This is a genomic window from Streptomyces sp. NPDC034111 (assembly GCF_055575375.1).
This window is the reverse complement of sequence record NZ_JBVIST010000008.1, coordinates 141,998-162,281: the sequence shown is the minus strand read 5'-3', so window position 1 is coordinate 162,281 and position 20,284 is coordinate 141,998. Positions and strand designations below refer to the sequence as shown.

Annotated in this window: 19 protein-coding genes; 9 read left to right on the top strand and 10 right to left on the bottom strand. The window is 71.0% G+C overall.

Translation table 11 applies throughout. The features are described from left to right. Positions 1–76 precede the first annotated feature (76 nt). Positions 77–1,366: an ATP-binding protein gene (locus ACZ55A_RS20675; protein ID WP_468841847.1), complete on the bottom strand. Its 1,290-nt coding sequence runs from the start codon at positions 1,364–1,366 to the stop codon at positions 77–79. A gap of 453 nt (positions 1,367–1,819) precedes the next feature. On the opposite strand from ACZ55A_RS20675, the gene ACZ55A_RS20670 reads away from it, so the two are divergent. From ACZ55A_RS20670 to ACZ55A_RS20660, 3 genes are all read left to right on the top strand, one after another. Further along, complete coding sequence (locus ACZ55A_RS20670) at positions 1,820–2,566, top strand: Mut7-C RNAse domain-containing protein (protein ID WP_468842072.1); 747 nt, start codon at positions 1,820–1,822, stop codon at positions 2,564–2,566. Positions 2,567–3,325: 759 nt separating this feature from the next. Further along, positions 3,326–4,144, top strand: a complete 819-nt coding sequence (locus tag ACZ55A_RS20665; RefSeq protein ID WP_468841845.1) for a hypothetical protein — start codon at positions 3,326–3,328, stop codon at positions 4,142–4,144. Between the two features lie 128 nt (positions 4,145–4,272). After that, positions 4,273–4,980 (top strand): class F sortase, encoded by a 708-nt coding sequence (locus ACZ55A_RS20660; RefSeq protein ID WP_468841843.1) that lies wholly within the window; start codon positions 4,273–4,275, stop codon positions 4,978–4,980. Positions 4,981–5,185: 205 nt separating this feature from the next. Here ACZ55A_RS20660 and ACZ55A_RS20655 read toward each other — a convergent pair whose 3' ends face one another. Then, positions 5,186–5,842, bottom strand: coding sequence for a DinB family protein (locus tag ACZ55A_RS20655; protein WP_468841841.1), 657 nt, complete (start codon positions 5,840–5,842; stop codon positions 5,186–5,188). A gap of 88 nt (positions 5,843–5,930) precedes the next feature. On the opposite strand from ACZ55A_RS20655, the gene hemC reads away from it, so the two are divergent. Next, positions 5,931–6,866 carry a hydroxymethylbilane synthase gene (gene hemC / locus ACZ55A_RS20650; RefSeq protein ID WP_468841839.1) on the top strand — a complete coding sequence of 312 codons (936 nt, stop codon included), beginning with the start codon at positions 5,931–5,933 and terminating at the stop codon, positions 6,864–6,866. Between the two features lie 27 nt (positions 6,867–6,893). Here the strand turns inward: hemC and ACZ55A_RS20645 are convergent, their stop codons facing one another. After that, entirely contained in the window at positions 6,894–7,298 is a 405-nt protein-coding gene (locus tag ACZ55A_RS20645) for a hypothetical protein (protein WP_468841837.1), read from the bottom strand. Positions 7,299–7,601: 303 nt separating this feature from the next. Here ACZ55A_RS20645 and ACZ55A_RS20640 point away from each other — a divergent pair, with 303 nt between their 5' ends. Next, positions 7,602–9,818, top strand: a complete 2,217-nt coding sequence (locus tag ACZ55A_RS20640) for an MMPL family transporter (RefSeq protein ID WP_468841835.1) — start codon at positions 7,602–7,604, stop codon at positions 9,816–9,818. Between the two features lie 16 nt (positions 9,819–9,834). Here ACZ55A_RS20640 and ACZ55A_RS20635 read toward each other — a convergent pair whose 3' ends face one another. The 3 genes from ACZ55A_RS20635 to ACZ55A_RS20625 all read right to left on the bottom strand — a co-directional run bounded on the left by ACZ55A_RS20635 (position 9,835) and on the right by ACZ55A_RS20625 (position 12,784). Beyond that, a complete protein-coding gene (locus ACZ55A_RS20635; protein ID WP_468841833.1) occupies positions 9,835–10,146 on the bottom strand; it encodes an acyl carrier protein in 312 nt (103 codons plus the stop codon). A gap of 10 nt (positions 10,147–10,156) precedes the next feature. After that, positions 10,157–11,359, bottom strand: coding sequence for an SDR family oxidoreductase (locus tag ACZ55A_RS20630; RefSeq protein WP_468841831.1), 1,203 nt, complete (start codon positions 11,357–11,359; stop codon positions 10,157–10,159). A gap of 198 nt (positions 11,360–11,557) precedes the next feature. Next, positions 11,558–12,784, bottom strand: a complete 1,227-nt coding sequence (locus ACZ55A_RS20625) for a beta-ketoacyl-[acyl-carrier-protein] synthase family protein (RefSeq protein ID WP_468841829.1) — start codon at positions 12,782–12,784, stop codon at positions 11,558–11,560. A gap of 401 nt (positions 12,785–13,185) precedes the next feature. Between ACZ55A_RS20625 and ACZ55A_RS20620 the strand changes: the two genes are divergently transcribed. Continuing rightward, positions 13,186–13,383 (top strand): hypothetical protein, encoded by a 198-nt coding sequence (locus ACZ55A_RS20620; protein WP_468841827.1) that lies wholly within the window; start codon positions 13,186–13,188, stop codon positions 13,381–13,383. Positions 13,384–13,816: 433 nt separating this feature from the next. Then, positions 13,817–13,981, top strand: a complete 165-nt coding sequence (locus ACZ55A_RS20615; protein WP_468841825.1) for a hypothetical protein — start codon at positions 13,817–13,819, stop codon at positions 13,979–13,981. Between the two features lie 92 nt (positions 13,982–14,073). Here the strand turns inward: ACZ55A_RS20615 and ACZ55A_RS20610 are convergent, their stop codons facing one another. The 3 genes from ACZ55A_RS20610 to ACZ55A_RS20600 form a co-directional block, all read right to left on the bottom strand. Further along, the gene (locus ACZ55A_RS20610; RefSeq protein ID WP_468841823.1) at positions 14,074–14,412 is read right to left on the bottom strand and encodes an MmcQ/YjbR family DNA-binding protein; all 339 of its coding nucleotides are present in this window, start codon (positions 14,410–14,412) and stop codon (positions 14,074–14,076) included. A gap of 41 nt (positions 14,413–14,453) precedes the next feature. Beyond that, a complete protein-coding gene (locus ACZ55A_RS20605; RefSeq protein WP_468841821.1) occupies positions 14,454–14,948 on the bottom strand; it encodes a potassium channel family protein in 495 nt (164 codons plus the stop codon). A gap of 136 nt (positions 14,949–15,084) precedes the next feature. Beyond that, positions 15,085–16,056 (bottom strand): trypsin-like serine peptidase, encoded by a 972-nt coding sequence (locus tag ACZ55A_RS20600; RefSeq protein ID WP_468841819.1) that lies wholly within the window; start codon positions 16,054–16,056, stop codon positions 15,085–15,087. Positions 16,057–16,339: 283 nt separating this feature from the next. Between ACZ55A_RS20600 and ACZ55A_RS20595 the strand changes: the two genes are divergently transcribed. After that, the gene (locus ACZ55A_RS20595) at positions 16,340–18,175 is read left to right on the top strand and encodes a glycoside hydrolase family 15 protein (protein WP_468841817.1); all 1,836 of its coding nucleotides are present in this window, start codon (positions 16,340–16,342) and stop codon (positions 18,173–18,175) included. A 44-nt stretch (positions 18,176–18,219) separates the two neighbouring features. Here ACZ55A_RS20595 and ACZ55A_RS20590 read toward each other — a convergent pair whose 3' ends face one another. Next, a complete protein-coding gene (locus ACZ55A_RS20590; protein ID WP_468841815.1) occupies positions 18,220–18,906 on the bottom strand; it encodes a hypothetical protein in 687 nt (228 codons plus the stop codon). A 263-nt stretch (positions 18,907–19,169) separates the two neighbouring features. Between ACZ55A_RS20590 and ACZ55A_RS20585 the strand changes: the two genes are divergently transcribed. Next, on the top strand, positions 19,170–20,258 hold the full coding sequence (locus ACZ55A_RS20585; protein ID WP_468841813.1) for a CPBP family intramembrane glutamic endopeptidase: 1,089 nt from the start codon (positions 19,170–19,172) through the stop codon (positions 20,256–20,258). The last annotated feature ends 26 nt before the right edge of the window (positions 20,259–20,284 follow it).

The window sequence follows — 20,284 nt, the reverse complement described above, 5'->3', positions numbered from 1 at the left end:
CGGCGGCCCCCGCACGTCACGCCTCCGCCCCGCACGTCGAGCCTCCGCCGCGCCCGTCACGCCTCCGCCGCGGCCGTCAGCAACGGGCGTGGGTCGTGATGTCCGCGCTGAACTCGTCGATCATCGCTGGGGTGACGGTCGGCCGGCAGTGGGCGAGGGCGGCGAGGTAGTCCTCGGTGCTCGCGCCGGGCCGCCCGCGCCCGCCCGCCCCCACGCCGACCGCCTCCAGGTCGCGCTCGAAAGAGGCCTGGGCCGCCACCCTGGCGGCATGCTCGATGTCGGCCGGGGTGAAGAGCTCGCTGGCCGCCACCAGGGCCGCCACATCCACCTCGGCCCGGCCGTCCGTGTACCGGGACCAGATCGCCGCACGGGCCGCCGGGTCCGGCGTACCGATCGGGATCAGATAGTCGAAGCGACCGGGACGCAGGAACGCCGGGTCCAGTGAGCGGATGGAGTTGGTCGCGCACACCAGCAACCGTTCGCCCCGCTCGCGGAAGCCGGGTATCAGCTTCAGCAGCTCATTGGTCACACCGTGCAGTCCGCCCGGCTGCGCGGGCTCATGGCGGACCGGGGCGATCTCCTCGACCTCGTCGATGAAGACGAGCACCCGCTCCAGCTCCGCGATCCGGGCGAACGCGCTGCGCAGGGCCGCCGCCAGATTGCCCTCATCGGCCAGCCGGGACGGCAGCAGCTCGACGAACGGCCAGCCGAGCCTGGCGGCGATCCCGCGCGCGAAGGTGGTCTTTCCCGTCCCCGGCGGACCGAACAGGGCGATCGCCCGCGGCGGCCGTACCCCGTGCCGGGCGGCCCGCTCCGGCTCCGCGAGCGGCAGGATCACCCGCCGCTCGATGAGGTCCTTCTCCGCTTCCATGCCGGCCACCTTGGCCCACAGATCGGCCGGCAGAAACCGGCCGCCAAGGTCCTCCAGGAGGCCGGCCGCGGGCCCGTGGTGCGGCTCGACCTTCTCGAAGTAGGCCACGGCGGGCTGGCGCGTATAGCCCGCGTTGAGCAGCCCCTCCCCGAGCAGCTCCTCCTCGGGGAGTACGTAGGCGATACGGCTCACCCGGGCGGAGACCAGCCGTTGCTCCAGCTCCACCAGGAGCGCGCTGGCCAGCCCCCGGCCGCGCCAGGCCGAGGAGATCGCGATCCGCATCACCCAGCCCCGCTCACCCGCCACGCACGCGAGCGCCGTACCGATGGGCGTCCCCTGGTGGACGGCCACCACGGCGGGCTGCCGGGAGGTCAGTGCGCTGATGCACTCGGCCAGCGAGAACACGGACTCCTGCCCGAGCTCGGCGGTGGAGTCGATCAGGTGGACCACCTCGGCGAGATCCTTCTCGCGGTAGTCGTGGATGAGCCAGTTCACCGGTACCGCCCCTCGTTGGTGACACGGGAGACGCGCGTGGCATGGGAGACGCGCGTGACATGGGAAGACGCGCGTGGCATGGGAGACGCGCGTGAGGTGGGAGATGCGCGTGATGCTGAAGGTGGTGGGTGCTGAAGATGCGGGTGCTGACGATGTGGATGCGGGAGACGTGGGTCGTGTGGTGGCAGTGAGGCTAGGGGCGGCGGGGGAGCGGGGCCTGCTCCACCGTGCACAATCCGGGACGCGGACCGCTACGGTCCGTATGTAGCCGGCCGCTACGGCCGTATGCAGCCGATGGCCGCGGTCCGTATGTCGCAGGACCGGTGCCGCCGGCACCCACGGACCGGTCGCCCCTCGGCCGCGATCCGCCCCACCACCCGGCCTGTGACCGGCAGGAATGCGCTGTCCGGCCACCGAGGGGAATCCGCTGGCTGGCCGGGCCCGCCCGATGACATGCTGTGCGGCGTGAACGGTGTGAACGGTCCCCAGGTCCACTTCAGCTTCGCCCCTGAGCTGCACGTTTTTGTCGCGGCGGGCCACACCGGCGGTGCTGTGCCGGTGGTGACCGACGGGTCATCGACGCTCGGCCATGTCGTCGAGTCGCTCGGCGTCCCGCTCACCGAGGTCGGAAGGCTGGTCGTGGACGGCGCCGAGGTTCCCGCCTCGCACGTTCCCGGCGCGGGCGAGCGCATCGAGGTGTACGCCGTCGAACGCCCGCAGCGGGTCCCCGGCGCGCCGCTGCGGTTCCTGCTCGATGTCCACCTCGGCACGCTCGCGCGAAGGCTGCGGCTGCTCGGCGTCGACGCCGCGTACACCAACGAGGACCCCGGCGACGCCGCGCTCGCCGAGCTCTCCGCGAGGGAACGACGGGTGCTGCTCTCCCGGGACCGGGGGCTACTGCGCCGACGGGAGATCTGGGCGGGCGCGTTCATCTACAGCGACCGGCCCGACGACCAACTCCGGGACGTACTGGAGCGCTTCGCGCCCACGCTTGCCCCCTGGACACGCTGTACGGCGTGCAACGGCCCGCTGGCGGACGCCGACAAGGACTCGGTCCGCGAGCAGCTTCAGCACGGCACCCAGCGTACGTACGACGTCTTCGCCCAGTGCACCGCCTGTGGCCGGGTCTACTGGCGCGGCGCGCACCACGCCCGGCTGGAGGCCATCGTCGACGAGGCGCTCCGGGACCGCTCCACCTGAGCGCGCGGTGGCCGGCCCGATAGCCCCATGAAAGGCCGTGCCGCACCTTGGCCCACCCCGTCGGCCGTACGAATTCCGCTGTCCGGGTGACGGCGCCCGGTGCCGTCACGCCGTGACACGAGCCCACTGACTCCGTCTCCACGTATCGAATCGCCATGTGCCTGCCTGTCCTGGCCATTCCGAACGGACCGCGCAGCGCGCTGCCGATTGTCCGCCGAACAGGACCGCGGCAGAAGGGCGTTGATCGGTGCCCTGTTCCGCGGACAGTGGCGAGGCTGCCGCGGGGAGGATGCGGCGGAGAGGCGGCCGTGAAGAAGCGGGGTGGAGAGGAGCGGGCGAAGGTGCCCTGCGCACAGGGCAGTTCAGTGCGTCCGGAAGCCTCACCGCATCAACACTGCTGGGACATGGAGGCGTTGGGTCAGGACACCCGCATCGCTGGGTCGCGCAGGACATTCGGCCGCCACCGTGCTCGTTGAGCGCTGAACCATCGCATGGCTCCCATCGGCCTCCCGGCGGCCGCCGTCGAGCGTCATGGAAGCCCCCTAGCCCACTCGTTGCGCGACACGCCGACGACGCGCGCCGTCCAACGGGTGAATCTGCTGCCTCCGGCCACCCGAAGAGCGCAGGGGATACCTCGAATGCGACATTCTCCGGTGGTGCGAGGTCAGGATTCGGCTGACGGTGATCACGTCGCTACTGCGATCCGATGTGCCGACAAAGAGTCAGCCTTCGCAGTCGCGCCGAAAGGAACATGTCCCCATGCGCACTGCTCGCACCCTGTTCGCATCGGCCGCCATCACAGCGGCCCTCGCAATCTCCGCACCCGCTGCAAACGCCATGATCATGGAGGACATTGCCGCGAACAGTGGTACTGCCTCCAGCAACGACGACCACAACAGGCGCTGTGACCGCGACCGTGACAACGGCCGCGGCAACGGCCGGGACCGGGACCGTGACCGCGACCGCGGCAACGGCCGGGACCGTGACAACGGCCGGGACGGTGGCCGTGACGGCGGCCGCGACGGCGGCCGCGACGGTGGCCGCGACGGCGGCCGGGACGGTGGCCGCGACGGCGGCCGGGACGGTGGCCGCGACAACGGCCGTGACCGTGACCGGGACCGTGACCACGGTCGGGACCGTGACCGCGACCGCGACCGGGACCGTTGCCGTGACAACCACAGGAAGCCGAGCGGTGGGGTGCACACCGGTGGTGGCTTCCTGGCCAAGACCGTGGTCGGTGACTGGGACCAGGGTGGCGGCTACGGCGACGACCACGGCCGTGACCACGGCCGGGACGGTGGCCGTGACCACGGCCGGGACGGTGGCCGCGACCACGGGCGTGACGGCGGTCGCGACCACGGGCGTGACGGTGGCCGTGACCACGGCCGTGACTACGACCACGGCGGCTACGGCGGCTACGGCGACCACCGCAAGCCGCACGGTGGCATCCACACCGGTGGTGGCGGTATGGCGGCCGGCAGCGGCCTGGCCGCCGGCTCCGTGCTGATGCTCGGTGGCCTCGGCGCCGGTGCGTACATGCTGCGCCGTCGCAACACCTCGGGCTCTGCGGTCGCCTGACCCGGCTGACCGTACGGAGGCCGCTGCGCCGTCGTGGCCACCGTTCCTCGTGGACGGTGGCCGCGGCGGTTGCGTTCCGCCGCCCCCTCACGCCTCGTCGCCGCACCGTTCATGAAAGGCACCCGCACATGACCGCCCAGCAGTCGCCACCCCAGCCGAAACCGAACCCGCCCCGGACCGCTTCCGCAACCCGTCCCGTCGGCCGCGGCCTGTTGTGGTCCGCGGCAGTGTTTCTGCTGGGCTCCCTCCTCGTCTACAACTCCGTGGACACCTCGGCAGACCCCCAGCCCCAGTCCCACCCTGCCGTTGCCGCCTCCGCCACCCCCAGGGGCGGCTCCTCCGCCTCCCCGGCCGCCCAGGGCCTGGCCCTGCCACGCTCCATGCCCAAGCGGCTGAGGATTCCGGAGATCGCCGTCGACGCCCCGTTCACCGAACTGGGAATCGGCCCGAGCGGACAGCTCGATGCACCGCCCGCCAACGACAAGAATCTGGTCGGCTGGTTCAAAGACGGGCCGGCACCCGGCGAGCGCGGCTCATCGATCCTCGCCGGGCATGTCGACACCAAGACCGGACCGGCGGTGTTCCTGCAACTCGAATCGCTCAAGCCCGGCAGCACGGTCAACATCACCCGTGAGGACGGCATGATCGCCACTTTCAAGGTCGACAGCGTCGAGACCTTCAGCAAGGCGAACTTCCCCAACGACCGGGTCTATGCCGATGTACCCACCGCCCAGCTCCGGATCATCACCTGCGGCGGCGCGTACGACAGGAAGGTCAAGGACTACGTCGACAACGTCGTGGTCTTCGCCCACCTCGACTCGTACCGACGCGCCTGAGTAGTGAGTCGTCCGCACGCGGAGGCCCACCTCGAAATCCGATAGGCGCAACCGGACAGAGCCCGGGCCGGCATCTCGCCGGCCCGGGCTCCGTCATGTTCGCCCAGGGAATCCGACGCGCGGCTACCCGTTTCTCCTAGGTGCTGTGAGGAGGCGCCGCCGCGTCCATGAGGCCTGCTCACCCGGTCGGCGCAAGTGCGCTGGCCTATCGGCGGACCGTTGCGTCCCAGCGCCAGCCGGTGCGGCGCGGGTGCCCCGGGAGTGCCGCGCGCCCCGTCGCCCACAGCAAGGTGGGCCAGGGCGCCGCGCCCTCGGGGACGTCAGGAAAGAGCCGGCCGAGCACCCGGGCGCACAGCTCCGCCGGCGGATCCCAGCTCACGCCCAGCCCCTCCGCCAGATCGTGCGTGTGCACCAGCGTCTCCACGACCCCCATCGCGGCGAATCCCTCCGCGTCCGACACCCCGAAGACATGGTGGGCACGGACCTGCGGCGCCGTCGTACGCACCATCGCGACGAGCAGCGCGCCGCATGCCTCCAGCACCTGGAGGAGCCCGGCGGGCCCGGCAGCCCGGTTGGCATGCACCGCGTTCGACGGTCCACCGGGCCGCCGGCTCTCCCATAGGAAGGGCACCTCCCTGTCCAACGGCGGCTTCCTGGGCCCAAGTTGGACCGCATAGGCGAAGAGGTCGTCACTGAGGTGCTCGACGGTCTCCCAGCAGTCCCACTCCAGCGAACCGGCCCGGCCCTCCCACGCCTCCGGGGGTGCCTGGCGCAGTACTGCCACGGCGAGCTGCACGGCGCGGTCGAGATCGTCCGCGGTGACGGGGGACGGTGGGGCATCGGTATCGCGTGATCGGTACATGCCGGGACCGTACCGCCGGCGAGGCAAAGCCGGAGCAGCCGGGCCTGCTGGTGTCAGCACCGCGGAACTGACGGTCTATCGTGGGCGCATGTCCGCCCCAGAACTGATCCGCATCGTCTCCCGCGACTCGCCGATGGCCCTGGCCCAGGTGGAGCGCGTCCGCACCGAACTCGGTGCGCTGCACCCCGGCATCGCCACGGAGGTCATCCCGGTCAAGACGACCGGTGACCGCTGGATGGGTGCGCTGTCCCAGGTCGAGGGGAAGGGGGCGTTCACCAAGGAGGTCGACGCCGCCCTGCTCGCCGGTGAGGCGGACCTCGCGGTGCACTGCGTCAAGGACATCCCCGGCGACCGCCCGCTGCCGGCCGGTACGACCTTCGCCGCCTTCCTGGAGCGCGATGACGTCCGCGATGCGTTGATCCACCCGGGTGGCCTCACCCTCGACGAACTTCCCGCGGGAACCCGGATCGGCACCTCGTCGGTCCGCCGGATCGCCCAACTGGCCGCCTCCCATCCGCACCTCCAGTGTGTGCCGATGCGCGGAAACGCCAACCGCCGCATGGAGAAGCTGGCGGCCGGTGAGGCGGATGCGCTGCTGCTGGCCGTCTCGGGGCTGGAGCGCATCGGCCGTACGGATGTGATCACCCAGATCCTGTCCGTCGACGAGATGTGCCCGCCGATCGGCGCGGGCGTACTGGCGCTCCAGTGCCGCGAGGGCGACACCGACACCATCGACGCGGTCAGCGGACTGGGGCACCCGCGGACGCACCAGGAGACCACCGCCGAACGGATGCTGCTGCACGTCCTCCAGGGCCACTGCAACAGCCCGATCGCCGGCTACGCCAAGACCGACCGGCGCGGCGAACTCTCCCTGCGCGCCTGCGTGTTCACGCCGGACGGCAAGACCGTACTCAACGCGCACGAGTGGGCCGGACCGCTCACCCCGGAAACGCTCGGCACCTCCGTGGCCGTGGCCCTGCTGCGCCAGGGTGCGCGTGAGCTGATCGACGGCATCGCACACTGACGCCCCGCGCATGACGGGGTACGTGGTTCACCCGCTGGACCGGTCGCGCTGCCAGGGCACCACCACGACCTGGTCCTCGTCCTCGTAAATGATCCGCCCAGGGTTGGTGGACTCGATCCGTTCGCAGTCCACGGCGTGCGCGGCGAGCAGGTCCAGATAGCCCTCCACGCGCTCGAGGAGATGCACCGCGGTGGACTTGAACCACGCCACCGCTCCCGGGTTCAGTTCGCGGTCGTAGACGGTGGGATCGACGTCGGACGGATTGGTGTAGTGGGCGTCGTACCAGTCATTGCCGGCGCGCCAGAAGCGGTACTGCTCGTCATTGAGCCGTCCGTCCCGTGCGAGGCCATTGGCCAGGGCGAAGATGCCGGGGAAGTGGCCCCGTGGGCTGCGGGTGGTGCCCTGAAAGCGTACGTACGGGGCTGCACTCACGAGGTCGCCTCCCTTGACCGGCCGGTGTCGAGGGGCGAGTCTGCCAGGTCCCGTACGACCGCGGGACGGGGAGCGGGGGCCCACGTCGGCGTTTCCGCCATCCGTTCCACCAGCCTGCTGCTGACGGCGCGTCACCTCAGGTGGGAGGGAAGGCGGCTGGAACATCGGGGCATGGCGGCGACGCGTACGGAATGCGGCGGAAGCAGCGGCGGACCTCCTGGGAACGGTCAGGGGCTCGGACGGGGGCGGGGACGCGGGGGCGGGGTCTGGTGGGTGGTGCGGGCTCCGAAGCGGGTGCTGATCATGGCCGGAATTCTGTGCGTGGCGTTCGGCTGGGTGGCCTCCGGGCTGGGTGAGCAGCTTTCGTCGGGGGGATTTACCGCGTCGGGGACGCCCTCGGCGCGGGCCGAGGTGTGGGCCGCCCGCTTCGGGGCCGACCGACCGGAACTCGTCCTGGTACTGCGGCCGGAGACCGCCCGGCTCTCCCTGGACGACCCAGCGGTGCGCGCGGCGGGACGTCGTATGACGGAGCGGCTGGCCGCCGAACGGGGTGTGGTGCGGGCGCGGTCGTACTGGACGGACCCGGCGGACCCGGACGAGGCCCTGCGGTCACCCGACGGCCGCTTCGCGCTCGTACTGGCCGATCTGCGCGGCAGCGAGACCGAGACGGCGCGTACGGCCGAGCGACTGGTGCCCCGCTACACGGAACGGGGCGACGGCCCCTTCGAGGTCCGGGCCACCGGGCCCGCGTGGAGCATGGCCCAGTCCACCGAGCAGGCGCATACCGACCTGGTACGGGCCGAGCTGATCGCCGCCCCGCTGACGTTCGCGATCCTGGCCGTGGCGTTCCGGTCACTGGCGGCCGCGCTGTTGCCGGTGCTGGTCGGCGGGGTGTCGGCGGTGGGTGCGCTGGCGGCGCTGCGGGTGCTCACCGCCGTCACGGAGGTCTCCGTCTTCGCCGTGAACCTCATCGGTGCGCTGGGTTTCGGCCTCGCGGTGGACTACGCGCTGTTCATCGTGGCCCGGTTCCGGGAGGAGCGGGCGCTCGGGCTGGCGCCGCCGGCGGCCGCGCAGGCCAGCGCGCGCACTGCCGGTCGTACGGTCGCGGTGTCGGCGGGCACGGTGACCGCCGCCCTCGCCGCGCTGCTGGTGTTCCCCTTCACCTTCCTGCGCTCGATGGCGTACGCGGGGATGACGGTCGTCGTACTGGCGGCGCTGACGGCGGTGCTCGTGCTGCCTGCCGTACTGGCGGGCTGGGGCGCGCGGGTGGAGTCGCTGGATCCGCTCGGGCGTCTGCGGTGCGTACCGGCGCCGACGCTCGGCGGGGACAGTCCGCTGTGGCGCACGGCGGCGCGGGCGGTCACCCGGCGCCCACTGTGGTGGGGGACGGGCTGCCTGGTGCTGCTGGCGGTGCTGGTGCTGCCCTTCGGGCACGGGCGGCTGGGGCTGGCCGACGAGCGGATCCTGCCGACGCAGGCCGAGGCCCGTACGACCGCCGGACTGCTCCACCGGGAGTGGGGGACGTCCCCGGAGGGTGCGCTGGCGGTGGTGCTGCCCCGGGCCGATCCGGTCGTCGGCCGGGCGGCGCTGGATGCGTACGGGCGGAGGCTGTCCGCGCTGACCGGGGTGCGGGGCGTGGCCACGGTGACGGGGCGGTACGAGGGCGGCAGACGGGTGCGCGGTGCGCGGACGGCCGGTACCCGGGGCGGGGCACGGGGGACGGTCGTGACGCTCACGATGACGCCCGACCCGCAGTCGGGGCGGGCCGCCGGCCTGGTTCGCGCGGTCCGGGACCTGCCGTCCCCCGGCCCCGCGCAGATCGCCGGCTGGGCGGCACAAGTCCTCGACGCACGCGAGGCGTTGAAAGGCGCACTGCCGTCGGCCGGCGCGCTGATCGCCGTGGGGACCATGACGGTGGTGTTCCTGTTCACCCGCAGCGTGCTGATTCCACTGAAGGTCCTGGCCGTGGCGGCACTGAGTCTGACCGCGGCCCTGGGCGGCATCGTCTTCGTCTTCCAGGACGGTCATCTGCGGTGGCTGCTGGGCGAATTCGCCGTCACCGGGACCCTGGACATGACCATTCCGCTTCTGCTCTTCAGCGTGGCCTTCGGCCTCTCCGTGGACTACGAGCTGTTTCTGCTCTCCCGTATCCAGGAGCACTACCGGGCCACCGGGGACAACACGTCCGCGGTAGTCCACGGCATCGCCCGGACCGGCCGTCTGTTCAGCGCGGCCGCGCTCGCCGTGGCGGTGGCCATGGGCGCGCTTGCCTCGTCGGACGTGCTGCTGCTCAAGGAGCTGGGTTTCGGCCTCGCGCTGGCCGTGGTCGTCGATGCCACGGTGGTGCGCGGGGTGCTCGTACCGGCGGTGATGCGGCTGGCCGGGCGCGCCAACTGGTGGGCCCCCGCGGGTATCCGCAGACCTGCGGCCAACGGCCCCGCCGTGGTGGCGGACCGCTTCCGGGGCGAGCCCTCGACCACGTCGGACGGGGTGAAGGACTTGCCGACCGTCGGCCGGTAGGCCGACCAGCTGTCGCTTACGGCGCCGACGTACGCGCCACCGGCTGTCCGGCCCCGCCCGTCACCTCGGCCCCCGACCGCAGCGCCTCGACGTACCCGGCAGCCTCCGCGAGCGTCATGGCCGGGCGCAGATCGGCATCGCCGCTGCTCAGGCCGAGGCGTTCGCCCATCACGAGGGCGAACTCCAGAAGCGCGAGCGAGTCGATGTCGAGCTCTTGGAAGGTGGCGCCGGGCCGCAGCTCGGCGGACTCGACACCGAACGTCTCCGTCAGGGCCGCACAGATCGCGGCGTAGGCATCGAAGGCGTCATCGGGTCCAGGAGCGGACATGGACACGGGGTCAGACATGAGTCCTCACGGGTCCCTTCCGTGCAGAGCCGGCGGGTGCGGAGCCGGCTGAAGAGGTGGCTGTCATGGGGGTGGTGGAGGAGAGGGGGACGGTCATGCCCGTGCGCACATACTGCGCCGACAATTCCGCCGGCGGCTCCAGGCCGGCCGTCGCGGCCGTCAGCCGGGCCCGGTCGTAGCGGCGCCGGGACCACCAGTACGGTGTCAGCCCGGCGGCCAGCCGCATCAGGGACCGCTCCAGCGGCCGCATCCGCTCCGGGGTGAGATCCGGGTCGAACTCGACGTCGAGCCAGTCGCACGACTCCAGAGCGATACGCAGCAGCCACTGCACCGAGCAGTCCTGAGGGTGCGTCACATGGAAGGTCTCGAACGGGGGCCCAGGGCGCGCCGCACACCGCAGCATCGCCGCCGCGGCCCAGTCCACCTGCAACAGATTGACCACGGCATCGGGCCGCCCCGGCATCCGCGCCGTATACGGGGAACCCAACTCCCCGGACTCCGGCCCGGCCGCCCGCAGTGCGCGGACATGATCCTGCCGGCCGAGGAGACTGGTCCGGGCGGCCTGGACCGCCAGCCAGTGGCGCGGCTCGCCCGGTTCGGCGGGCCGGTCCGTCACCAGCAGACTCGGCCGGAAGACCACCGCCGTCCGGCCCTGGTCCTGTGCCCAGCGGCGTACCAGCACCTCGGCGCGGTACTTGGACTCCTCGTACGTGGTGGCGAATCCGTACCGCTCCTCCAGCGCGTCCTCGGGCACCACACCCTCGAGGCGCTTCCCGGCCACGAACGCCGTGCTGATGTGGAACAGCCGCGCATCGCGCTCACCGGCATCGAGCAGTTCCAGGATCCGCGCGGTGCCCTCCACATTGGTCGGGTGCAACGCGGTCTCGTGCCCCAGCGGACTGGTGTCGGCAGCGCAGTGCCACACCTCCTGCGTCCGCCGCGCCAGCGCCCCGTGCTCCTCGGCGGACAGACCGAGTCGTGGGGCGGGCAGCTCGATCCGTACGGGCGTCACCCGACGGTGGAAGTCGGCCTCCTCCCACCGGGCACCCGTACTGCGCACCGCCCGCAGCAGGCGCTCCCGGGCGGCGTCCGGATCGCTCCGGACGAGTGCGCAGACCGGGCGGTCGTCCCTGCGCAGCAGTCCGGCAAGTAGATGCGCTCCGAGAAAGCCGGTGGCACCGGTGACCGTGATCAACGACTCACTCCTTCGACGGCGGGCCGGCCACGACGCGGCAGCGCCGCCGAGTCGCGCACCAGCCCCCAGATAACCGGCGATATTCCTACTTATGCGCAGTACGTTGCAGTATGTCGGAGTGCCGGGGAACGCGCGCACCGGCGCACAGACGAAAGCCGGGCATTCGCGTGAACTCTCCACGGAGGACACCGCTCCGCCTTATGGGGCCGAGCGGAACACCAGCACCGCGTTCTGTCCCCCGAAGCCGAAGGCATTGCTGACCGCCGCCGTCATACGCACCGGCCGCGGCACCTTGCTGACCACATCCAGGCCGATCTCCGGATCCAGACACCGCAGATTCGCCGTGGGCGGGATCTTCTGCTGCTCCAGCGTCAGCACCGTGCAGGCGGCCTCGATCGCCCCGGCGCCCCCGGCCGCATGCCCCAACGTCCCCTTCACCGCGGTCACCGGCGGCGGCCGGCGGAAGACCTGCCGCAACGCCGAGGCCTCGGCCCGGTCGTTGAGCACCGTCGAGGTGCCGTGCGCATTGACATGGCCGATGTCCGCCGGCTCCATCCCGGCGTCGGACAGGGCCACCGTCAAGGCCTCGGCCGCCCCCCGCCCTTCCGGGTGCGGCGCGGTGAAGTGGTACGCATCGCACGACGCCCCGTAGCCCGCCAGATAGGACCGGACCCGGGCCCCGCGGGACCGTGCGTGCTCCGTCCGCTCCAGTACGAGCACCCCGGCCCCCTCCGCCAGGACGAATCCGTCACGGTCCGCATCGAAGGGGCGGGAGGCACCCGCCGGGTCGTCGTGACGGCCGGAGAGTGCGCCCATCTGGTGGAAGCACACCGCGGGAATGCGGCTGCACAGCGATTCGCTGCCGCCCGCGATCACGACATCGCAGGCGTCCGAAAGGAGCAGCTGCCGCGCCGTTCCCAGCGCCGTCGCACCCGAGGCGCACGCCGTACTGACCGTCAGATTCGGCCCGCGGACACGCAGATCCATCCCCACTTCGCCGGCGACCATGTTCGGCACACTGCGCGGAATGGCCAGCGGCGAGATGTCGGTGGGCCGGCCCGCGGTCAGCTTGGCGAACTCCTCCTCGTAACGCTCCATGCTCGCCGTACCGACGCCCAGGACGACACCCACCCGCAGGGGATCCCAGCGCTCCGCGCCGAGACCGGCGTCCGCCACCGCTTCCCGGGCGGCCACCAGAGCCATCGCCGCACACCGGTCCAGACGCCAGGACAGCCGGCGGCCAAGGAGCTCCGCGGCGTCGAAGCCGGGCACACGGCAACAGAACCGCACCGGCAGACCGTCGAGCGCCGGATCACACTCCGCGGTGGGGACACCCGCCAGCACCCCTTGCCAGGTGGCCGCCACCCCCACCCCGGCGGGTGTGACCAGCCCCAATCCGGTGACGGCCACCTCCCGCGCGCTCATCCGGCCCCCACCACCAGCACCTCTGCCCCAGCGAATTCCGGCATTCCCCCAGTATCGGCAGCCGGCCGCCCGCCCCCGGGCGCCAGGCCGCGCCGTCCCCCGAGCAGCGCAGCAGTTCACCGCCATGCCGGGCCAACGGGAGGAGGCGCGCGGCGACTGACCCCCGGTAGCCGCCGCGCAGAGGAACCGACGGCGACGGTCCCGACGTCGTACCCCCTGGGTCGGAGTGAGTGAGGTGTGAGGTATTCCGCTCGGTGGTACTGATAGCGCTCAGCCGGGGCTCTCGGAGACGACCGGGATGCTCACGGCCGCTGACGTCATCGGCAGCGTCCGTCGGTGGGCATCAGGCTTCGGGGCTTTCCCGAGCAGATGACGTCAATCGCCCACCGCTACCTGAAGGAATGCGAGCGATCATGCCTAAAGAGACCACGCGCAAGGCGCAGAAGCGTTCCGGGGCCAAGAGTCTGTCCCCCTACAACCAATTCATGAAGGATGAACTTCCCAAGTTCAAAGCGCGCCACCCGGACGTGTCGCACAGGGACGCCTTCAAGGAAGTCGCCGGGATGTGGAAGACGTCCCCCGGGAACCGAAAGGGTTAGGCCAGTCGTGGTGTCGGTGGCAGTCCGTACGGGCCGAGTCGGCAGGAGCTGCGGCCCGACGTCACGCCACCGACCCAAGCAACTTCACCAAAGCCGTCAAGGTCCATGAAGGCCATCAACGGTCATGAACGGCATCAATAACTGCTACGTGCAGCAATGGTCCTGAACGGTCTTCAACGGTCCTAAACGGACCCCGAACGGTCTCGATAATCCGTAATGGCCGCAAGAGTCTCAGGCTCCGGGGTGATCTTTTGCGTGCTCGGCACGCGCATGACAGGATGTCCGGGCTGCACGGGGGAGCGGTGCACGAGTGGGGGCAACCCCCCTTGGCGCACCAAGAGTTCAGCTGACAACTGAGGTGCTCCCTTCTTCCCGGGGCGGCAAAATCTGCTGGGCCGCAGCCATGAACACTCACGGGAACGGGACCATTGACATGACTACCGCGACGCACACATCCGGCCGTACGCCGATCTACGAAGAGCTCGTGAAGAAGCACGGCGATGTCCTCGCCGAGACGCGCGAGGCCGCGGAGCATTCCCAGCTGAAGGCCTCCCAGGCCCTGGACTGGAGCGACCTGCGGCGCCGGTACCACGGCTGAGGACGTCCGGCGGTTTCCCCATCCGCCGTGGAATTCCGACGCCGGAAATCCTGGATGGTGAATCTCGGGTGGGAATTCCCGGGTGGGAAAACCTACGTGGGAAAGACGTCCAGCAGCCGTGGCGGAGCGGCTTGCTTCCAGGAGTCGACGAGGATGTCCCGCAACTCCTCCATGTCCTCCAGCTCCGCCAGCCGGACCCGCACCCATGAGGAGCTTGCCTCATGCGGCGGCACCCAGAACTTCTTCGGTTCCGCTGCGATCAGTTCCCGCCGCTCATGGATGGGGCACCGTACGGCGAAGGATGTCTCATCGTCGGGGATCGTGATGAACATCTTCCCGGCGACCCGGAAGGTGGGCATCTCCCAGGCTTCCTTCTCCACCGTTTCCGGTAGCGAGAGGGCGATGCGGCGGACGTCAGAGGAATCGATCACGCCACCACCTTAGACGGACGGACTGCGGCGCGAAAAGGCAGTTATGAGGACGTGCGGGAGCCTCTGTCCTTGATCAGGTTCTCCACGTGGTCGAAACGCGCGTGCAGCGTGTGCAGCTCCGAGCGGAACGCCTCCACATCCTCCCGTGCGTAATTCCCGACCGCCTTGCCCAGGCGGGCCACGTCCCGCTCCGCACGGCCGACGAACCAGGTGGCGAGGGCGGCCGTGATGACACCGAAGGCCGTAATGGCGCAGAGCATCAAAAGGGTGGCGATGATCCGCCCCCACAGCGTCACCGGGTAGAAGTCTCCGTACCCCACCGTGGTGGCCGTTTCGAACGACCACCACAACGCCTTCGGATAGGACGTGATATTGGCGTGCGGCGCACCCGATTCGGCGACCACGACCAGCGCCGCACCCCCGAGAAGCACCGCGGCCATGACCACGGTGACCAGGAACGCCGCTTGCGCATGAAACCGGCGCCAGGCCTCATTTCTGAAGAGGCGGTTCAGTGCGGAGACGAGAAACGACGGCACCAATGCGCGTCACCTTCCACTGCGGACCTGGTGGACCACCGGCCTTCCCCCGACGCCGACATTAACAGGGGCTCTTCTCCATGCCCGGAAATACGGGCCGGTGATGAGGCGTCACCTCGCGGCGGAAGTGGCGCCCTTACGGCCGGCCGTGGCGCGGCCCCGGGGGAGTATCGCCGCGGACGGCGTGCAGGTAGAGCGCCAGTGTGTCGAGCGTGAAGTACGAGCTGTAGGAGACGTCGGGGTAGTCGCCGCCCGTGTGGTAGCCGCCGATGACCCCGATCAGGGCGTAACCGGTCAGGTCCCGTACCAGGAACGGGCCGCCGGAGGTGCCGCCGATGTAGCCCGCGCAGGCGATTTCCAGGAAGTCGCCGGGGGCGGCCGGATCGGTGCTGGTGTACCGGTGCGTGGACGAGGTGCAGTCCAGCGGCTTGGGGTGGGTGGTGTCGCTGTTGCCCGGGTAGCCGATGAGCCGTACGGACCGGTGGCGGTAGCCCGGGTGGGGGAGGAGGTCGAAGCCGCCGGTCACCTCCTCGGCCTCGGCGCCGTCCGTACGCGCCCCGAGCCGTACGACGGCGTAGTCCCAGCGGGCACCCGCCGCCGTCCCCAGGTCGTAGTAGCGCTGGTCGAGGTAGATGAGCTCGACGGGGTAGATCCCGTGCGGCTTCAGCCCGTCGTGGTACTGCGGCACGAAGGACAGATGGCGCTTCGGGTCGGGGGAGCGCAGACAGTGCCCGGCGCTGACCACCAGGTTGCGGTGCGGGCTGCGTACGACGGTCCCGCCACAGAACCGGCCGGTCCTGCTGCCGTCCGTCCAGAAGAAGGTGCCGACCTGTGGCAGGCCGTCGAAGGGGTGGCTCGGCGGGGCGGGATCCGCGGCGGGGCCCGACCTGGCCTCCGTCGCCCGCGCCGCCTTGGTGGCGACCGCGGGTTCGGCGGCCCGCATCCGCTGCGCGGTCCAGTAGGCGTCGGCCGATAACGCCGGTGAGGGGGCGTCCGTGGCACCCGCGGCGTGCGCGAGCGGTCCGGGCGGGAGGGTGAGCGGCAGTCCGAGTAGCAGGGTGGTGAGCAGGAGTGTGAGGCGGCCGCGTACGGCAAACGGTCTGCTCATGGTCCGGGTCCTCCCGAGGGCGCGGCGTACGGAACGAGCGGCAAGGGACAGGCGGGCGACGGGCGGGGTGTGCCAGAAGGGAGCGAGCCATGGTCCTACGGCGGGGAGGTGCCTGGCGAGAGGCCGGGCGGGAATTGCCGCAACCGTGGTCGCGCGTGGTGTCCGGACGGTTACGGGCCCCTCCGCCCTCCCTGGGCGCGCACCCTGTCGTCGCTCGCTGCCCGGAACGGCCCGGAGGTAACCTGAATCCAGTGCTTCTGCGCCCCAGTGCCGGGGAGGTCGTATGACCGTCTGCGAGAGCCTTCGCCCCAGCAAGGCGGATGCGCCCCGCTACCTTCCGATCGCCGAGCACGGTCTGATCGGCGACATGCGGACGGCCGCACTCGTCGGCACGAACGGCACCATCGACTGGTACTGCTGCACACGCTTCGACGCGCCCAGCGTCTTCGCGGCGATCCTGGACGCCGACCGCGGCGGGGCCTTTGAGCTCGGCCCGGATGTGCCCGCCCGGACGAAGCAGTTCTACTTCCCCGACACCAACATCCTGATCACCAGGTTCTTCGCGGACAACGGCGTCGGCGAGGTGCAGGACTTCATGCCGATCGTCGATGACTCGCGCGAGGCGGACCGCCACCGGCTGATCCGCCGGGTGATCTGTGTGCGCGGCTCGCTGCCGTTCAGCGTCCGGGTGGCTCCCCGGTTCGATTACGGCCGGCGCACGCACACCGTGAGCACCCTGCGGGGCCACACGGTCTTCGACTCCCCGGGGCTTTCGCTGGCACTGACCTCCAGCGCCCCGGTCGAGATCGACGGCCCGGACGCCTGCTCCTCCTTCACCCTGGACGAGGGTGAGGCGGCCGTCTTCGCGCTGGACCGGATCGGGGACGGGGTGGAGCCGCGCGCCTGTGCGGTGCTGGAGGCGGAGGAACTCTTCGAAGCCACGGTGCGGTACTGGCGCTCATGGCTGTCCCGGTCCCGCTACCGAGGACGCTGGCGGGAAATGGTGCACCGCTCCGCGCTCATCCTCAAACTCCTCACCTACGCGCCGACCGGCGCCATCGTGGCCGCGCCCACGACCAGCCTGCCCGAGCAGATCGGTGGCGAGCGCAACTGGGACTATCGCTATGCATGGGTGAGGGACGCCGCATTCTGCATCTATGCGTTGCTCCGGCTGGGATTCACCGACGAGGCCAAGGCCTTTGTGCATTTCCTGTCCGAGAACATCTGCCTCAAGGACGGCTCCGGCGGCCCGTTGCAGATCATGTACGGCATCGACGGCCGCAGTGAACTCCCCGAGGAAGAACTGACCCATCTGGAAGGCCACTTGGGCTCGGCACCCGTCCGGATCGGCAACAGCGCCGTCAACCAGCTCCAGTTGGACATCTACGGTGCCCTCATCGACTCCCTCTACCTCTACGACAAATGGGGAGAGCCGCTCTCCAGCGCCCACTGGGACACCGTCGGCACCCTCGTCGACTGGGTCTGCGGCAACTGGGACCAGCCGGACGAAGGCATCTGGGAGACCCGCGGAAAGATCCAGAATTTCCTCTACTCACAGCTGATGTGCTGGGTCGCGATCGAACGGGCGATACGGATCGCCATGCACCGAGGCCTGCCGGCGGATCTGCTGCGCTGGTCGCAGACCCGCGATGCGATCTACCGGCGGATCATGGACCGTGGCTGGTCCAAGGAGCGGAAGGCGTTCGTCCAGCACGAGGGCGATGATGTCCTCGATGCCGCCGTCCTGATGATGCCGCTGGCCAAATTCATCTCGCCCACCGACCCGAAATGGCTCTCCACACTTGATGTGCTGGGCGAGGGACTGGTGTCCGACTCCCTGGTCTACCGCTATGACCCGAGCAGCAGCCCGGACGGACTGCGGGGCGAGGAGGGCACGTTCTCGATCTGCTCGTTCTGGTATGTCGAGGCGCTCTCGCGGGCCGGCCGGGTGGACGAGGCCCGGCTCGCGTTCGAGAAGATGCTGACGTACGGCAACCACCTCGGGCTCTACGCCGAGGAAATCGGCCGCACCGGCGAACAGATCGGCAACTTCCCCCAGGCCTTCACCCACCTCGCCCTCATCAGCGCGGCGTTCAACCTCGACCGGGCGCTGGGGTGAGCGCGGCGCCGAGAGCCTGGTGAGTTCCCGGCCCGGCGGACAGTTCAGCGCCGGGGGCGGCGGCTCGGGTCCGGGCGGCCGAGGTGGCCGGGTGCGCGTTGTTCCTCGCCCAGCCACAGATGGGGCGGGGCGTACTGCCGGATCGCCGTCGTCACCTGCTTCTGGCTGCCCGGCGGTACCGGCAGCCGGTACCGAAGCCGCGGCAGACCAGGGGCGATCGGGTCCTCGTCGCGCACCAGGGCCCAGAGCACCGGATCACGGTCGTCGATCGGGCCGCTGGGGCAGAGTTCGACGGAGTACTGCTTGACCCGTCGCCCCAGCCGGCTCCAGTGCACACCCACGCCGGCCAGTACGTGCCAGGGGACGATCTGCCGCGCCCTGCCGTTGTCCAGCCAGACACCGGCGCGGTCCACGACGATCGCCGCGCGCCTGCCGTGCCAGACCGGGACGCCGAAGAGCACACCGAGCGCGCCGAACACCAGCATCAGCACCAGACCGGCCACGCCCTGCGGGCTGACCTCCCCCTTGGCCGTGCCGGTGGCCACCATGACCAGCCCGACCAGTCCGGTCACGCCCAGCGCGATCAGGATCAGACAGATCGGGAGGGCGGTCATCGCGCCGCGGCGCCCCGTACGCACCACGGTGGCGTCCGGCGCGGGAGGCGGGGGAGGGGCGGGGGACGGGGATGCGCCGGGGGCCGGTTCCGGCGCGGAGCGGTATGGCATGGACATGATTCAGGAGTCTACGCACGGAGCGTGCGCTGCTCCACCGGCGCGGGCGCACCGCCATGACCGCGTACACAGCTCGGACGACCCGGGGACGACCGAGGGACGAGCGGGCGGCGGGCGAGGGATGTACGGCCCGGTCGGATGAGGTCGTTCCGCAGGAGGGTTTGCCGCGTCGTTCGTGTGGTGCGCCGGGGGCTGCCGCTTCCTGCGCGGTGCGTCGGGAACACGTAGGTCCCGACGAGCGCGAGGAAGGAGAGCTGAGGACGATGAAGCACGGCACGGGCACACCGGACCGCGGTAGCGCCGGGCGGGCAGGGGGGAGGGCGCTGCTCGGCGGCCTGGTGATGGCAGTCGCGCTGGGGGCGGGGAATGCGCTGGGGGAGGCGCTGGTCCGGGCGCTCGGTGTCGGCGGATATGCGGCACGGCTACTGCCCGCTGTACTGGTGAGCGCCCTGGCCGTGCCTGTCGTACTGGGCCTACGGGCGAGGCGGCGCTCGGCGAACCTGCCTCCGCTGGGGCTTGGACCGCCGTCCTCGGCGGCGCAGGGCTTCGTCCGCGGGGTCGGTGTCACCGTGCTGTGCGCCGCTCTCGTGCTGGGCGGCGGCACGGTGGCCGGCTGGGTCCGCTGGTCGGAACCCGATCCGGCGGCCCTGGTGTCGTTCCTGGCGGGCAACGCCTTGGTGGCCGTACTGCTCGAGGCGCTGCCGGAAGAGACCACCCTGCGGGGTTATGCCTGGACCTCGTTGCGGGAACGGGTCGGCGGGGTGAGCGCGGCCCTGGGCACGACGACGGTCTTTCTGCTGGTACCGGCGGCCTCGACCGTGGTGCAGGCCGGGGTGGCGCACGGGGTGGGGGTGGAGGCGCCACCGATGGGCCTGGCTCCCGGGGGCCAGGACCCCTTCGCCTATCTGGTGCTGCTCTCGGTCTTCGGCCTCACCCTGGTCGCCGCACGGACCGGGCCGGGACGGGCGCCCCTGTGGGCCGCGATCGGCACACATCTGGCCTTTCTGAGCGTCAACCGCGTGGTCTTCCAGGGAGACCGGCGTGGTGCGGGCTGGGCCGCGAGCGTCGCTCCGGTCCACGCCGCGGTCCTCGAACTGGGCTGTCTGGCAGCCACGGCGGCGGTCTTTGCGGGGGCGCGGCTGGTGCGTTCACGTCTCCGTCAACGGGCAGACGGGCGGCGTCCGTTGCCGTCCCGTCTGCGCCTACGGCCACCACGGCGGCGGCGCGTACCGCCGTCCGCGGCGACCACATACAGCGTCGAGGAGTGGGCCGGGGGTAGCACACGGCCCGTCCCGGACCCCGCCCGTGCCGGGGTGACGGGAGGTCCCCCGGAGCGGCGAAGCCGCAGCTAGGAGACCGCGCCGGCCAAGGGGGAGCG

What these genes read in the sequence shown, in the direction of transcription:
- hemC (WP_468841839.1), top strand. Translation starts at nt 5,931, where the DNA reads ATGTCCGCCCCAGAACTGATCCGCATCGTCTCCCGCGACTCGCCGATG.
- ACZ55A_RS20660 (WP_468841843.1), top strand. Translation starts at nt 4,273, where the DNA reads ATGACCGCCCAGCAGTCGCCACCCCAGCCGAAACCGAACCCGCCCCGG.
- ACZ55A_RS20635 (WP_468841833.1), bottom strand. Translation starts at nt 10,146, where the DNA reads ATGTCCGCTCCTGGACCCGATGACGCCTTCGATGCCTACGCCGCGATC.
- ACZ55A_RS20585 (WP_468841813.1), top strand. Translation starts at nt 19,170, where the DNA reads ATGAAGCACGGCACGGGCACACCGGACCGCGGTAGCGCCGGGCGGGCA.
- ACZ55A_RS20620 (WP_468841827.1), top strand. Translation starts at nt 13,186, where the DNA reads ATGCGAGCGATCATGCCTAAAGAGACCACGCGCAAGGCGCAGAAGCGT.
- ACZ55A_RS20655 (WP_468841841.1), bottom strand. Translation starts at nt 5,842, where the DNA reads ATGTACCGATCACGCGATACCGATGCCCCACCGTCCCCCGTCACCGCG.
- ACZ55A_RS20665 (WP_468841845.1), top strand. Translation starts at nt 3,326, where the DNA reads ATGCGCACTGCTCGCACCCTGTTCGCATCGGCCGCCATCACAGCGGCC.
- ACZ55A_RS20625 (WP_468841829.1), bottom strand. Translation starts at nt 12,784, where the DNA reads ATGAGCGCGCGGGAGGTGGCCGTCACCGGATTGGGGCTGGTCACACCC.
- ACZ55A_RS20595 (WP_468841817.1), top strand. Translation starts at nt 16,340, where the DNA reads ATGACCGTCTGCGAGAGCCTTCGCCCCAGCAAGGCGGATGCGCCCCGC.
- ACZ55A_RS20640 (WP_468841835.1), top strand. Translation starts at nt 7,602, where the DNA reads ATGGCCGGAATTCTGTGCGTGGCGTTCGGCTGGGTGGCCTCCGGGCTG.
- ACZ55A_RS20600 (WP_468841819.1), bottom strand. Translation starts at nt 16,056, where the DNA reads ATGAGCAGACCGTTTGCCGTACGCGGCCGCCTCACACTCCTGCTCACC.
- ACZ55A_RS20670 (WP_468842072.1), top strand. Translation starts at nt 1,820, where the DNA reads ATGCTGTGCGGCGTGAACGGTGTGAACGGTCCCCAGGTCCACTTCAGC.
- ACZ55A_RS20615 (WP_468841825.1), top strand. Translation starts at nt 13,817, where the DNA reads ATGACTACCGCGACGCACACATCCGGCCGTACGCCGATCTACGAAGAG.
- ACZ55A_RS20590 (WP_468841815.1), bottom strand. Translation starts at nt 18,906, where the DNA reads ATGTCCATGCCATACCGCTCCGCGCCGGAACCGGCCCCCGGCGCATCC.